This is a genomic window from Corallococcus interemptor (assembly GCF_003668875.1).
In the GTDB taxonomy this organism is placed as follows: Bacteria; Myxococcota; Myxococcia; order Myxococcales; family Myxococcaceae; genus Corallococcus; species Corallococcus interemptor.
This window is the reverse complement of sequence record NZ_RAWM01000043.1, coordinates 1-12,640: the sequence shown is the minus strand read 5'-3', so window position 1 is coordinate 12,640 and position 12,640 is coordinate 1. Positions and strand designations below refer to the sequence as shown.

The window sequence follows — 12,640 nt, the reverse complement described above, 5'->3', positions numbered from 1 at the left end:
AAGGACCGGATGCCCAGGGCGTGAAAACGCTCTGGGGCTCAGCCCTCGACTTGCGTCCAGTCGTCAGAGCCTACTGAAAACTCAAACTTCGCCTGACGCATGGCCTCCTCAAGGCTTGGGTGCCATGTGTCACCGAGGGGCTGTTCATTGGCGCCCAGGCGGAACAGGTAGCAGGCGCCGTCGGCGCTTGCGATTTCAAGTGACGCGACGGTCTCGCGCACTGATTTTGATGCGTGTGGCTTGACGATTGACCTCAGCTTCATGGCGTCGGTCATCAACTCAGTGAAAGCCGTTTGTGATGTCGATCATCTTGTGAGGAGAGAAGGACTGGGCTGCGGTCAGGATCATCCAGCCCGTTCCTCCGTCCGCGGGGCGGTGCTGCTTGCAGCAGATGCGAAGCGAGGAGTCACTGAGACGCCACGTTTCACACTGCTTTCCTTCAGCGCCCCCATCCTCCGTGGAAGGGGTGGAGGCGCCGAAGGCCGAAGTCATCTCATCGTGGATGGCCTTGAGCGCTGAGGCGCAGCGCGCTTCTCGGTGAAAGACCGAGAGCCCGATGTCCTCGAGTCGCTCGTCGGGAGAAAACCAGTAGGTTGCCTTCGCCGGGTATCCGCCCAGGGTGGCGCCCTGCACGAGCGCTTCCGCTTCGGCGCGCGTCATGCCACGGCGGAGTCGGGCAAACAGGGGGCGGGGCTGGGCTTCCGACGCGGCTGGGCTCGCCGAGCTCATCCAAAACCATGCACCTGACAGCAGGATGCAGTGCCACGCCCATAGGGCCTGCCTGGATTGAACCTGCTTCTGCATTCATTCTCCCGAAGACAGCTCCAGTCAATATCCTGTCGGCTTTCATCCGGGCAGGTCAACGGAGAGCAGGGATGAGGTGTTTGTCCTTATGAAGCGACTCAGCCTGCCCGCCAGTCGCATCAGGCGCTGGCGAACCAGATGCTGGAGTTGACGCTGTTCTACTCGTCTCGTTCGCGGGTGTTGATGTAGCGCATCCGCTCCTTGATGCTGAGTGCGAGCAGCACCCGTTCCCGGGGTGTCATCGCGGCCAGTCGTTCGAACTGAGCCCTCCGAGCCGCGTCCGCGCTCTTGCTGGGGCGCTGTCCGTAGAGGCCACGAGGCGGCGATGTGTCGTCGGAGCTCATCGTGCCTCCCATCCTATTCGAACAGCTTGCTCGCGAGCCGGGCCAGACGCTGAGCCTTGCCCCGGTAGGGCGGGAAGAACAGATTCGTGAAGGCCGTGCGGCCCTGCCGCACCACCGCGCGTTCGTGGCTGAAGGCCTTGAAGCCCGCTTCACCGTGATACGCGCCCAGGCCGCTCTGGCCCACTCCACCAAACGGCAGGTGCGGGTTCACGTTGTGCAACACCACGTTGTTCACCACCGTGCCGCCCGCGCTCGTCTCCTTCAGCAGGCGCTCCACCGTGGCCTCTTCGTGGCTGAAGACATACAGGGCCAGCGGCTTCCCGCCCGCGCGCACCTGCGTCACCACTTCGTCCAGTGACTCGAAGCGCAGCACCGGCAACAGCGGCCCGAAAATCTCCTCGTCCATCACCGCCGACTCCGGCGTCACGTCCGCCAGCACCGTCGGCGCGATGTAGCGCGTCTCCGCGTGCACGCCGCCTCCCGCCACCACCCGCGCCCCTCCCGCCACGGACTCATCCAGCAACCGGGACACGCGCTTGAACGCACCGTCATCCACCATCCGGCAGAAGTCCGGCGTCGCCCGCCGCGCCTCCTCCGTCTTCCCGTAGAAGCGCTCCAGCGCGGACTTCATCCCCGCCAGCAGCGCCTCCTCCTTCGACGCGTGCACCCAGACATGGTCCGGCGCGATGCACGTCTGCCCCGCATTCAGGAACTTCCCCCACACAATCCGCTCCGCCGCCGCGTCCACGTCCGCTGACGCATCCACGATGACCGGCGACTTCCCGCCCAGCTCCAGCGTCACCCCCGCCAGGTGCCGCGCCGCCGCCTCCATCACCCGCCGCCCCACGCGCGGCCCGCCCGTGAAGAAGAAGTGGTCGAACGGCAGCCGCAGCAGCGCCTCGCCCACCTCCGGGCCGCCCTCCACCAGCGCCACCTCGTCCTGCGGAAACACGTCCCGCAGCAGCTGGGCGATGAAGCGCGCCGTGCCCGGGGTCTTCTCACTCGGCTTGCACAGGACGGCGTTGCCCGCCGCCACCGCCGCCACCAGCGGCGACACCAGCAGGTGGAACGGGTAGTTCCACGGCGCCAGGATGAGCACCACGCCCCTGGGCTCCGGGTGCACCTCGCTCTTCGTGCCCGTGAGGAGCAGCGGCGCACCCACCCTGCGCGGCTTCATCCACGCCTTCAGGTGCTTCTGCACGTGCGCCAGCTCCAGCAGCACGGGCAGGATTTCCGTCGCCTCCACCTCCGCGGGCGGCTTGCGGAAGTCCTCGTGCAGCGCGTCCGCCAGCTCCTCGCGCCGCTCCAGCAGCAGCGCCTTGAGCTTCTCCAGCCGCGCGAGGCGCTCCTTGGGCCCTGTCTTCGCCAGCTCCCAGCGGCGCGCCTGGAGGCGGTCGAACACCGCCTGCAGGTCTCCCGGGACCAGGGCCTCCTCCACTGACACCACGCGCATGCCGGTTCCTCTCTCCACCCCCCGGACCTACTCCAGCATCCGGGTCGCGCGGGAGGCCCATTCCTGGGCCTTTCCCCGATACGGCGGGAAGAACACAGCAGCCAGCGACTTCATCCACTGGACCATCACGGCCCGCTCATGGCTGAACGTCTTGAAGCCGTAGTGCCCGTGGTAGTTCCCCAACCCGCTCATCCCCACCCCGCCAAACGGCAGGTTCGGGTTCGCCACGTGGATGAGCACGTTGTTCACCACCACCCCGCCGGACGTCGTGTGCTGGAGCACCTCCTCCACCATCTTCGAGTCCTGCGAGAACACGTACAGCGCCAGCGGCTTCCCGCCCTCGTTGATGTGCGCGTAGACCTCCTCGCGCCGCTCGTACGTGAGCACCGGCAACACCGGCCCGAAAATCTCCGCCTCCATGATGGGCATCCGCGTCGTCACCCCGGACAACACCGTGGGTGCCACGTACCTGGACGGCCCGTCCGCCGTGCCGCCCGCCTCCACCTTCGCTCCCGCGGCGACCGTCCGGTCGAGCACCTCCTTGAGCCGCCTCCACGCCGCCGGGTCCACCACGCGCGCGAAGTCCGGGCTCGCCTGACGCTCGGTCTCGGTCTCACCGTAGAAGCGCGTCAGCACCGCCTTGAACGCCTCCAGGAACGCCTGCTGCTTCGACGCCGGCACGTAGATGTAGTCCGGCGCCACGCACGTCTGGCCCGCGTTGACGAACTTGCCCCACGCCAGCGCCTGCGCCGCCGCCTGGATGTTCGCCGATTCATCGATGATGACCGGCGACTTGCCGCCCAGTTCCAGCGTCACGCTGGAGAGGAACTTCGTCGCCGCCGCCATCACCTTGCGGCCGATGTTCGGGTTGCCCGTGAAGAAGAAGTGGTCGAACGGGTGCTGGAGCAGCGCCTCCGCCACCTCCGCGCCGCCCTCGAACACCGCCACCTCGTTCTCCGGGTACACGTCCCGCACCAGCTTCGCCAGGAAGCGCGACGTGTGCGGCGTCTTCTCACTGGGCTTGATCATCACCGCGTTGCCCGCGGCGATGGCCGCGATGAGCGGCGCCGCCACCAGCTGGAACGGGTAGTTCCACGGCGACAGGATGAGCACCACGCCCTTCGCCTCGAAGCGCACGTGGCTGGACGCGCCCTTGAGCGTCAGCGGCGTCGCCACCCGCTTGGGCTTCATCCACGACTTCAGGTGCCTCACCGTGTGGTTCAGCTCCTCCAGCGTGGGGTGGATCTCCGTCAGCTCCACCTCCATCGCCGGCTTGCGGAAGTCCTGGTGGATGGCCTCCGCCAGCTGCTCGCGCCGCTGGATGATGGCCTCGCGCAGCTTGCGCAGCCTCGCGATGCGCTCCGCGGGAGTGCTGCGCGACAGGTTCCAGCGGTTCGCGCGCTGCGACTCGAACACCGCGCGGATGCGGTCCACTTCAACCGAGGCCTGGGGCAGCAGGGACGCGACGGCTTCCAGCATGACTTTGCGCTCCGTTCTTTCAAAAACGCGTGAGAGGGATTCAGCGGGCCTCGAGCCCGCGAAGAAGGGTGGTGATGGCCGCCGTCAACTCAGCGCGGAAGTCCACGCGCAGGGGCGCCATGTGCGGCAGCGTCAGCACCTCGCGCGCCACGGGCGCGATGTCCGCCATCTGCCGCAGGCCCGTCACCAGCGCGTGCACGCAGCGGATGAGCTGACCCGCCGTCTCCGGCGTGAGGAAGGGCAGCCGCGCCTGGAGCAGCGCGGACGTCGTGCCCATGGCCACCAGCACGCGCTCCTTGAACGCGCGCGCCTGCGCCACCGTCACGTTCTGCTCCAGCACCGTCTGCGCCAGCGCCAGGAGCCGCGTGAAGGTCTCTTCCCCCTCCAGCGACTCGGCCACCGAGCGCGCCAGCTGGTGGCCCGTCCACGTGCCGTCTTGCGCCAGGCGCCCGTTGAGCTTCGCGAACCACGCGGTGAGCAGGTCGTCCAGGAGCGCCAGGAACAGCGCCTCCTTCGTCGGGAAGTAGAGGAACACCGTCCCCTTCGCCAGGCCCGTGCGCGCCGCGACGTCCGCCATCTTCACCTCGGCGAACGACGTGGCCTCGAACAGCGCCCGCGCCGCGTCCAGCAGCTCCCGCCGCCGCGCTTCCTTGTCCTCGTCCCGCCGCGCTCGCAGCGGAACGATTCGCTTCTCGGCCAGTGCTCCCACCATGACCCGGAGTTAAATGACCGCCGGTCATCGCGTCAACCCGGTGCGTGGGTCTTCTTCCACCGCAGGACGCTTGGCAGGGGAGGGGGATGGTGTCGTGTAATCCCGTGTGCGACGCTGGGTGACATGATGAGGCCCATCGACGCGGAGCTGCTGTCGGGGAGCGCGCTGTACCAGGAGGTGGTGCTGCGCAAGCTGGCCCACGCGCGCGAGTCGGTGTGGATGGCCACCGCCAACGTGAAGGCCATGTACGTGGAGCGCTCGAAGGGGGCGTTCGTGCCGCTGCTGGAGGTGCTGGATGGCCTGGCCGCCCGGGGCGTCGCGCTGCGGCTGTTGCACGCGGAGCTGCCCAGCCGGCCGTTCCGGGCCGCGTTCGACGCCCGCTCCCGGCTGGTGAAGGGCGGGCTGGAACTCAAGGTGTGCCCCCGTGTCCACTTCAAGGCGGTGGTGGTGGACGGCGCCTGGGTCTACCTGGGGAGTGCCAACCTCACCGGCGCGGGTCTGGGCGCCAAGGGCGATGATGTCCGCAACTTCGAGCTGGGTTTCGTGACGGAGGACTTCGACACCATCGACCGGACGACCGCCCTCTTCGACGCCGTGTGGAGCGGCGCCGAGTGCCGGGGCTGCCGGCTCCGGGCGGTGTGTCCCGACCCCATCTTGCCCTCCGGCGGCGGACAGGCGAAGACACGGGGACGGGACGCGGTGCGCTTGGGGAAGTCCCGCCGGCTGCGACGTCCACGGGAGGACTCGACATGAAGGGGGACTTCGCGCCGCGCAGCGCTCCCGGGTGGACCGGGCCGGGGTGACGCCTCCAACCTCCAGCGCGTGGGATGACGCGGACGCCGAAGTCCGGGCCCGCCGGCGGGTCCGGCGGCGCACGTATTGGTGGTGCGCGCTCATCATCACGCTGGGCTCGCTGGCGCACCCGGTGCTGCTGGGCGGCTTCCGCGCGGACTTCCTCGCGGTGCACCTGGCGTGGGCCGGCAGCTTCCTGGTGCTGGGGGCCGTCGTGGGCGCGGGGTGGCTGCGCCCGCCGTTCAGCGGCATCGCCGCGGGCACCGTCAGCCTGGCGTCGCTCACCGTGTGCATCGAGCTCACCGGCGGCCTGGCCAGCCCCCTGTTCCCCTCGTTCTACACGGTGCCCCTCCTCATCACCGTCTTCATCCCGGGCCAGCGCCTGCCGGTGTGGATCTCCATGGCGGGGACGCTGGGGGCGGTGGTGCTGATGCTGTGGCTGTCGCACGTGCCCTGGACGGCGTTCGTCAGCCAGTGCTTCAGCATGCTCTTCGTGTTCGTGGTGTCCGCCCACGGCGCGGAGACCTTCCGCAAGCTGCGCGCGGCCGAGCGCAACGCGCACCTGGAGCGCGTGGACGCCCTGCGCCAGCTGGCGGAGAGCGAGTCGCGCCGCGCGCGCGTGGAGCGCCAGCGCGCGGAGGTGGAGCGGCTGGTGGTGGTGGGGCAGCTGGCCGCGGGCGTGGCCCACGAGGTGAACAACCCGCTCGCGTACGTGAAGTCGAACCTGCACTACCTCCAGGAGGAATGGGCGCACGGCGTCCCCGACGACCTGGAGGACGTGCGGCGCGTGCTGGATGAGACACAGCAGGGCGTGCTGCGCATCCAGCAGATCGTCACCGACCTGCGCCTGTTCTCCCGCGAGGCCCCCGACGAGGCGGAGTCCTGCGACGTCGCGCAGGCGCTGGGCGAGGCGCAGCGGCTGGCCTCGGTGCGCCTGCGCAGCCTGGGGGTGGTGGAGCGCGACGTGGCACAGGGGCTGTCCCCCGCGCGCGTCACGGCCCGCCACCTGGTGCAGGTGCTGGTGAACCTGTTGCTCAACGCCGCGGACGCGCTGGAGGCCGCCCGCTCCAGCAAGCCCGCGCACGTGACGCTGCGCGCGCGCATGGAGGACGGCCGCGTGCGGGTGGAGGTGGAGGACAACGGGCCGGGCATCCCCGAGGCCGCGCTGCCGCGCCTCTTCGAGCCCTTCTTCACCACGAAGCCGCCCGGCAAGGGCACCGGCCTGGGCCTGGCGCTCTGCCGCGACTACGTGGCGCGCGCGGGCGGCACCCTGGAGGCGGAGAACCGCGCGGAAGGCGGTGCGCGCTTCATCCTCCGGCTGCCCGTCGCCGGGACTTCATCCCCCCCTGTGCACCGCGAACCCCCCGCGTCCGTGGACGCGGAGCCCGCGGCCGAGTAACGCGGGCGTTTCGCGCCTCATCGCTCCAGCGCGTGCGCCACCTGCCCCAGGAGGCGCAGGCGCGGGGAGTCCAGCTTGCGCACGGTGCGCATCAGACGCCGCACCTCCGGACGCTCGCGGTACTCCGGCGGATCCTCCGCGAGCTGCGGCGCGCCGTCCTCCGTCACCGCCGCCGTCGCGCTCAAACCCAGGAGCACGTCCGACGAACAGCTGAGCACGAGGCACAGCTTCCGCAACGTCCGCACGCTGGGCAGCATGTGCCCGCGCTCCAAACGGCCGTACACCTCGGTGGCGATGCCGACGCGCTCGGCGACATCGGCCTGCGTCAGCTCCAGCCGCTGCCGCGCCACTCGCACCGCGTTTCCAATGAGGGTTGCCAGTCGCTGTTCCATGGCGTGCAAAACCTGTCGAAAGAGGAGCTTCTCCCCCCGCTTTTCAGACGGAGAGGTACCGGGGAGAAGTCGCTGCCTTGCGTGACCTCGTGAGACACAGATTACGAGTGGGGTCTGACATCTCCGGGCATGCGGACAGGGCTCGCAAACCCGCGACAATCCGCCGTTTCCGCCGTTCTCGCGCACGCGTTTCGCAAGGCTTCCCGGGTGATTTTTCTTGCCCGTCGCGCGCGTCGAACCGGGGTGGTAGGCGCGCGCGCTTCCGCCCCTCCCATGACGTCACGGGAAGGCCGTGCGAGGTCGCCCGACGTGCCAGGTTGCTTCGTGGGCTTGCGGACGAAAGCGAGGGTCCGGGCAGACCGCGCGCTTCCGGCGGGACTCATGCCGGAAGCGGGGCTTCACACCCGGAAGGGTCTTCAGTGCTGCTTCAGGATTCGGACGGCAGCGCGGCGCGGGCCTCGGAGTACTCACGCACCATGCGCTCGACGACGGTCGCGGCGGGCAGCACGTCCTTCACGAAGGCCACGCCCTGGCCCGCGCTCCAGGTGTCCTTCCACGCCTTGCCCTGGCCCGCGCGGAAGCGCTCCAGCGCGCTCTTGATGAAGTTGCCGTGCACGCCCGTCACTTCCTTCGTGTACTCCAGGTCCTCGGGGCTCGAGTCCACCAGCGCCTGCTTGTAGTCGGGCGCGGCGCCGGCCTCTTCCGTGGCCAGGAAGCGCGTGCCCACGTACGCGCCGTCCATGCCCAGCGCGAGCGTGGCGGCCAGGTGGCGCCCGGTGGACAGCGCGCCCGCGAGCACCACCGGCACGCCCAGCTCCGCCTTGAGCCACGGGCCCAGCACCATGGGGCTCAAGTTGCCCGCGTGGCCACCCGCGCCGCTGCCCACCGCGACGAGCGCGTCCACGCCGGCCTTCACGGCCTTCTCCGCGTGGCGCAGCGAAATCACGTCGCTCCACACCTTGCCGCCGTACGCGTGCACGCGCTCCACGATGGGCGTGGGGTCACCCAGGCTGGTGATGACCAGCGGCACCTTGCGCTCCACCGTCGCGGCCACGTCCTCCTCCAGGCGCTCGGCCCACTTGAGGATGAGGTTCACGCCGAAGGGCACGTCCTGGGGGAACGTGTTGAGGAAGTCCCGGTACGCCTGCGCGGTGCGGTAGTTGAGCGACGGCACCGCGCCAATCGCTCCCGCGCGCCCGGCGGCCTCCAGCAGCGCCGCGTTGGACACCAGGAACATGGGGGCGGCGATGATGGGGTAGCGGATGCCCAACATCCGGGTCACGTCGGTGTCGATGCGCGAAGGGGCCATGCGCCGCATTGGACCATGCGTGCACGCGAGCGCGAGGCCGAAAAATCGGCCTGGGCGGCGTTGTCAATCACGGCGTGTCCTGGCGGGGGAAAACCCCAGGTGTTTCCGTGGTTTACGTAGCACGTAGGGCTGACATAAGGTGCCCGCCCCGGCAGCGAGCCGGGGAACCGGGGAGTCCCTTCGGTGAAGCGAACCGGGGAGCGCCGCCGAGCGCCTTCGCGGGGAGGCCAGAGCCAGTCGTGAGTGACGAGCGTCCGGACGCGCTGCTCAAGAGCGCACTCGAAAAGATCGTCTACTTCGAGGCCCGTGCGCAGCAGTTGCATGGCGAGCTGGCGTCCGCGCGCGACGAGCTGACCCACCTGAAGGAGGACCTGGCCGCGGGGCACCAGCGCGAGCTGGAGCTGCGCCGGGAGGTGGCGTCGCTGGAGGTGAAGAGCGCCCGCGCCCAGACGGAGCGCGAGGAGCTGTCCCGGCTCAACCAGGCGCTGCGGCTGGAGCGCGACCAGCTGATGGCGAAGCTGCTGGACGCGAGCCGGATCCACTCCTCCGGCCAGTCGCGCGCGGCGGCGGAGGACGATGCCGACGAGCTGGGGTTCGACCTGGCGTCGTTCATCTCGCAGCTGCGCAGCGAGGTGATTCTGCGCGGGGACGTGCCCGCGGTGCGCACGCCGTACAGCGGGCCCGCGGTGCCGCTGAAGTCCTCCGAGCCGAACGTGCCGTGGACGGAGCGTCCCGCGCCGCCCATTCCGCCCCGGGCCCCGGCGGCCGTGTCGGATGCGGGGCTGTCGCCGGTGGCGCGCGAGGCGCAGCGGCTGCAGAGCGAGGGCCGGCTGCGGGTGAGCCCGGAGCAGATGGCGGAGCTGTCCGGGCACGCGGGCAGCACCACGGACGAGACGCTGTTCGGGTTCTCCGTGCGGGAGCTGTCGGCGGCGGACGCGGCGGCTCGGGTGCGGGCGGCGGAGCGGCTGAAGGCGCTGGCGCATCCGGCGGCGGCCCCCGCGCTGGCGGCGGCGCTGCACGCGGAGACGGACGCGACGGCGCAGGTGGCGCTGGTGCAGGCGTTCGCGGGGCTGTGCCGGGAGGAGGGCGCGTCGGTGGTGTCGCCGCTCCTGTCGTCGCCGGTGCCGGAGGTGCGCATCGCGGCGCTGAAGGCGCTGCTGGTGCTGGCCCCGAAGGACGCGGCGCCGCACCTGGCGCAGGCGATGAAGGACTCGGACCGCTCGGTGCGCCGGCGCGCGTCGCTGTTGGCCCTGGGGTTGGAGGGGGAGACGGCGCGGCGGCTGGGCGAGGACGCGATCCACGACACGGATCCGGAGGTCCGCGCGCTGGCCGCGCTGGCGCTGGGCGCGGGCCGGGGTGAGAACGCCCGGACGCTGCTCTTGGGCGCGCTGGACGACAGCGAGGCGCGCGTGCGCAAGGCGGCGGCGCAGAGCCTGTCGCGCATCCTGGGGCACGACGTGTCCGCGGTGGTCGCGCTGGATGATGCGCACCGCCGCCGGGAGATCCGCCGGCTGGCGACCCTGCCCGTGAAGCCCGTGCGCGCGACGCTGGACGCGAAGCCCGTGCCCGTAGCCCCCGTGGTCGCGGACTCGCAGCCCGTGGCGGTGCAGGGCACGCAGCAGGTGGCCGCTCACGCCGCGCCGCAGTCCATCCCTTCGATTCCCGAGCACGCCGCCGTGCCGGTGTCGCTCGCGGACGTCGCCGCGAACACCTCGCAGTGGACCGCCGCGCCCATGGCCGCCCCCGCGCTCGCGGTCGCCACCGTGGCGGCTTCCCGTGCCGCTCCGGCCGTGATGCACGGTGCGGCTCCCGCGCCCGCCCGGGTCGCGAACGGTGGGCCCGTGTCCTTCGCTTCGGGCCCTGCCTCCGCGCCGCCTTCGCGCCCGGTGGCCGCCGTGCCCGCGCCCCAGGCCGCTCCCGCCGTGCGCCGGACGCCCGTGCAGGCCGCGCTCGTCGCCATGGGCGCGCCCCCTCCCGTCCGGGCTCCCGCGCCTTCCGCTCCTCCGGTTCCCCCCAAGCGCGGCCCGTCTCCCGTGGAGGCGCTGTGTGGGGCGATGTTGCAGGAGGTGCGGGTCGCCGTTCGAGGACGCTCGCTCGCCGAGCTGACGTCCGGGCTCTCTGCTCCCGCGGAGCTGGCCCAGGAGGCTGTTGCCCTGCTGGTGGCCCGAGGGGCCATCGTGCGAAGGGGGCACAAATACTTCGCCGCTTGAGGCAAGGTGCGGCATCCCGCCCAGGCCTCACACGTCATCCGAAGGGTCGTTCATGGAAGCGCCGACGTACAGCTCGAAGCAGGTAGCCGAGATGCTCGGCGTGACTCCGAAGTCCATCCCCGCGGAGCTGCGCAAGGACGCCTACGGCCCGGACGACGTGTGGGAGCTGCGCACCACGCTCAACAAGTTCCCGCCCACCGCGGGCCTGCGCAAACAGCTCTTCCTCAACTTCAAGGGCGGCACCGGCAAGACGTCCCTGTCCACGTCCTACGCGTGGCGCCTGGCGGAGCTGGGCTACGCGGTCCTCCTCATCGACCTGGACAGCCAGGGCCACGCCACCAAGTGCCTGGGCTACGAGGGCGAGGACTTCGAGAAGACGCTGCTGGACGTGCTCGTCCGCAAGACGCCGCTCGCGCAGGTGGTGCAGAAGTCCACCCTGCCCAACCTGGACTTCATCCCGTCCAACCTGAGCATGTCCACGGTGGACCTGGCGCTGATGCCCATGTCCGGCCGTGAGTTCAAGCTGCGCAACGCGCTCAAGGACGTGGAGGCGCAGTACGACTTCATCGTCTTCGACGCGCCCCCGTCCTTCGGCCTGCTCAACCTGAACGCGCTGATGGCCGCGAACGACCTGTTCGTTCCGGTGCTCGCGGACTTCCTGTCCTTCCACGGCCTCAAGCTGCTGTTCGAAACGGTGCAGAGCCTGGAGGAGGACCTGAACCACGTGCTGGACCACGTGTTCATCGTGGTGAACTCCTTCAACGCCACCTTCAAGCTGGCGAAGGAGGCGCTGGAGGCGCTCCAGACGCACTACCCCGAGTACCTGCTGCCCACCATCATCCGGCAGTGCACCAAGTTCGCGCAGGCCTCCAGCGAGGGCCGCCCGGTGTTCGTGGCGGACCCCACGTCCAAGGGCGCCAACGACATCCAGGCCATGCTGGACAACGTGCTGCCGCGCCTGGTGGCCGCGCACGCCGCGGCGGTGAAGGCCGGCACCGCGACGAAAGCCGGCTGAGACTTCCCATGAAGAAAGCCTTCGAACAGAACGTGTCCCGCGCGAAGCCGCGCCTCCGTCTGGGGGCGCTGACCGGTGCCCTCGACCCGGCCGACCCCACGGGGAGCGCCGCCTCGGAGCCCGCCGCGCCTGAAGCGCCGCCCGTCGCGGAGGCGACGGACCTGTCCTCCGAGGTGCGCTCGCGCATCGAGCGCCGCGCGGGCCCGCGCCCCACCGCCGCCGAGGCGATGGAGGCCGCGCTCAACGCACCGCCCAGGCACGCGGCTCCGCCCCCCGCCGCGCAGCCGCTGCCGGCCGTGACGGCGCCGTCGTTCTCGCCCGTGTCGAACGCGCTGTCCGCGCTGGTGTCCCCGGAGGCCGCGCGCGTGGAGGAGGAGTCGCCGCCCGCGCCGTGGTTGGAGTCGGACTCGGAGCCGGAGTCGCAGGAGACGGCGCCCGGCTGGAACGTGGCGCAGGCCCCCGCGCCCGAGGAGTCCGCCTGGGACGCGGACGCCGTGCCGCCGGTGTCGCACCGCGAGGTGGCGGAGGCCGTCGCCGCGTCCGCGTGGAACGTGTCCGTCGCGCAGCAGCGCGAGTCCGTGGTGGAGGCCTTCAGCCGTGAGCCCGTGGGCGCCGAGCCCACGCCCACGCACGTGGAGCCGCCCCCGCCCGCCGCCGCGCGCTGGGATGCGCTGACGGCGCGCCCGGAAGCCGCCACCCACGTGGACGCGACGCGCGTGGCGCCCCTGGCC

At 70.8% G+C, this 12,640-nt stretch carries 12 protein-coding genes and 1 pseudogene; 5 read left to right on the top strand and 8 right to left on the bottom strand.

Features of this window, described 5'->3' with window-relative positions; all coding sequences use genetic code 11:
- Positions 1–38 precede the first annotated feature (38 nt).
- From D7X96_RS39600 to D7X96_RS17755, 6 genes are all read right to left on the bottom strand, one after another.
- The gene (locus tag D7X96_RS39600; RefSeq protein ID WP_147468339.1) at positions 39–275 is read right to left on the bottom strand and encodes a hypothetical protein; all 237 of its coding nucleotides are present in this window, start codon (positions 273–275) and stop codon (positions 39–41) included.
- Between the two features lie 4 nt (positions 276–279).
- Complete coding sequence (locus tag D7X96_RS17775) at positions 280–804, bottom strand: hypothetical protein (RefSeq protein ID WP_121725518.1); 525 nt, start codon at positions 802–804, stop codon at positions 280–282.
- A gap of 158 nt (positions 805–962) precedes the next feature.
- Positions 963–1,148: a hypothetical protein gene (locus D7X96_RS17770; RefSeq protein WP_147468338.1), complete on the bottom strand. Its 186-nt coding sequence runs from the start codon at positions 1,146–1,148 to the stop codon at positions 963–965.
- A gap of 13 nt (positions 1,149–1,161) precedes the next feature.
- Positions 1,162–2,601: an aldehyde dehydrogenase family protein gene (locus D7X96_RS17765; RefSeq protein WP_121770259.1), complete on the bottom strand. Its 1,440-nt coding sequence runs from the start codon at positions 2,599–2,601 to the stop codon at positions 1,162–1,164.
- A gap of 27 nt (positions 2,602–2,628) precedes the next feature.
- Positions 2,629–4,080 carry an aldehyde dehydrogenase family protein gene (locus D7X96_RS17760; RefSeq protein ID WP_120547289.1) on the bottom strand — a complete coding sequence of 484 codons (1,452 nt, stop codon included), beginning with the start codon at positions 4,078–4,080 and terminating at the stop codon, positions 2,629–2,631.
- Between the two features lie 40 nt (positions 4,081–4,120).
- On the bottom strand, positions 4,121–4,792 hold the full coding sequence (locus D7X96_RS17755) for a TetR/AcrR family transcriptional regulator (protein ID WP_120547290.1): 672 nt from the start codon (positions 4,790–4,792) through the stop codon (positions 4,121–4,123).
- 126 nt (positions 4,793–4,918) lie between these two features.
- On the opposite strand from D7X96_RS17755, the gene D7X96_RS17750 reads away from it, so the two are divergent.
- Together D7X96_RS17750 and D7X96_RS17745 are read left to right on the top strand one after the other, a co-directional pair.
- Positions 4,919–5,545 (top strand): phospholipase D-like domain-containing protein, encoded by a 627-nt coding sequence (locus D7X96_RS17750; protein WP_120547324.1) that lies wholly within the window; start codon positions 4,919–4,921, stop codon positions 5,543–5,545.
- Between the two features lie 46 nt (positions 5,546–5,591).
- Positions 5,592–6,983 carry a sensor histidine kinase gene (locus D7X96_RS17745; RefSeq protein WP_121724790.1) on the top strand — a complete coding sequence of 464 codons (1,392 nt, stop codon included), beginning with the start codon at positions 5,592–5,594 and terminating at the stop codon, positions 6,981–6,983.
- A 17-nt stretch (positions 6,984–7,000) separates the two neighbouring features.
- On the opposite strand, the gene D7X96_RS17740 is transcribed toward D7X96_RS17745, so the two are convergent.
- A complete protein-coding gene (locus D7X96_RS17740) occupies positions 7,001–7,375 on the bottom strand; it encodes a helix-turn-helix transcriptional regulator (RefSeq protein ID WP_014393392.1) in 375 nt (124 codons plus the stop codon).
- A gap of 427 nt (positions 7,376–7,802) precedes the next feature.
- A complete protein-coding gene (locus D7X96_RS17735; protein ID WP_233610141.1) occupies positions 7,803–8,684 on the bottom strand; it encodes an NAD(P)H-dependent flavin oxidoreductase in 882 nt (293 codons plus the stop codon).
- A gap of 239 nt (positions 8,685–8,923) precedes the next feature.
- Between D7X96_RS17735 and D7X96_RS17730 the strand changes: the two genes are divergently transcribed.
- The 3 genes and pseudogenes from D7X96_RS17730 to D7X96_RS40470 all read left to right on the top strand — a co-directional run.
- A complete protein-coding gene (locus tag D7X96_RS17730) occupies positions 8,924–10,894 on the top strand; it encodes a HEAT repeat domain-containing protein (RefSeq protein ID WP_121770258.1) in 1,971 nt (656 codons plus the stop codon).
- Positions 10,895–10,946: 52 nt separating this feature from the next.
- Complete coding sequence (locus tag D7X96_RS17725; protein WP_120547293.1) at positions 10,947–11,909, top strand: ParA family protein; 963 nt, start codon at positions 10,947–10,949, stop codon at positions 11,907–11,909.
- A gap of 8 nt (positions 11,910–11,917) precedes the next feature.
- Positions 11,918–12,640: pseudogene (locus D7X96_RS40470) on the top strand (extensin-like protein); the annotation flags it as partial.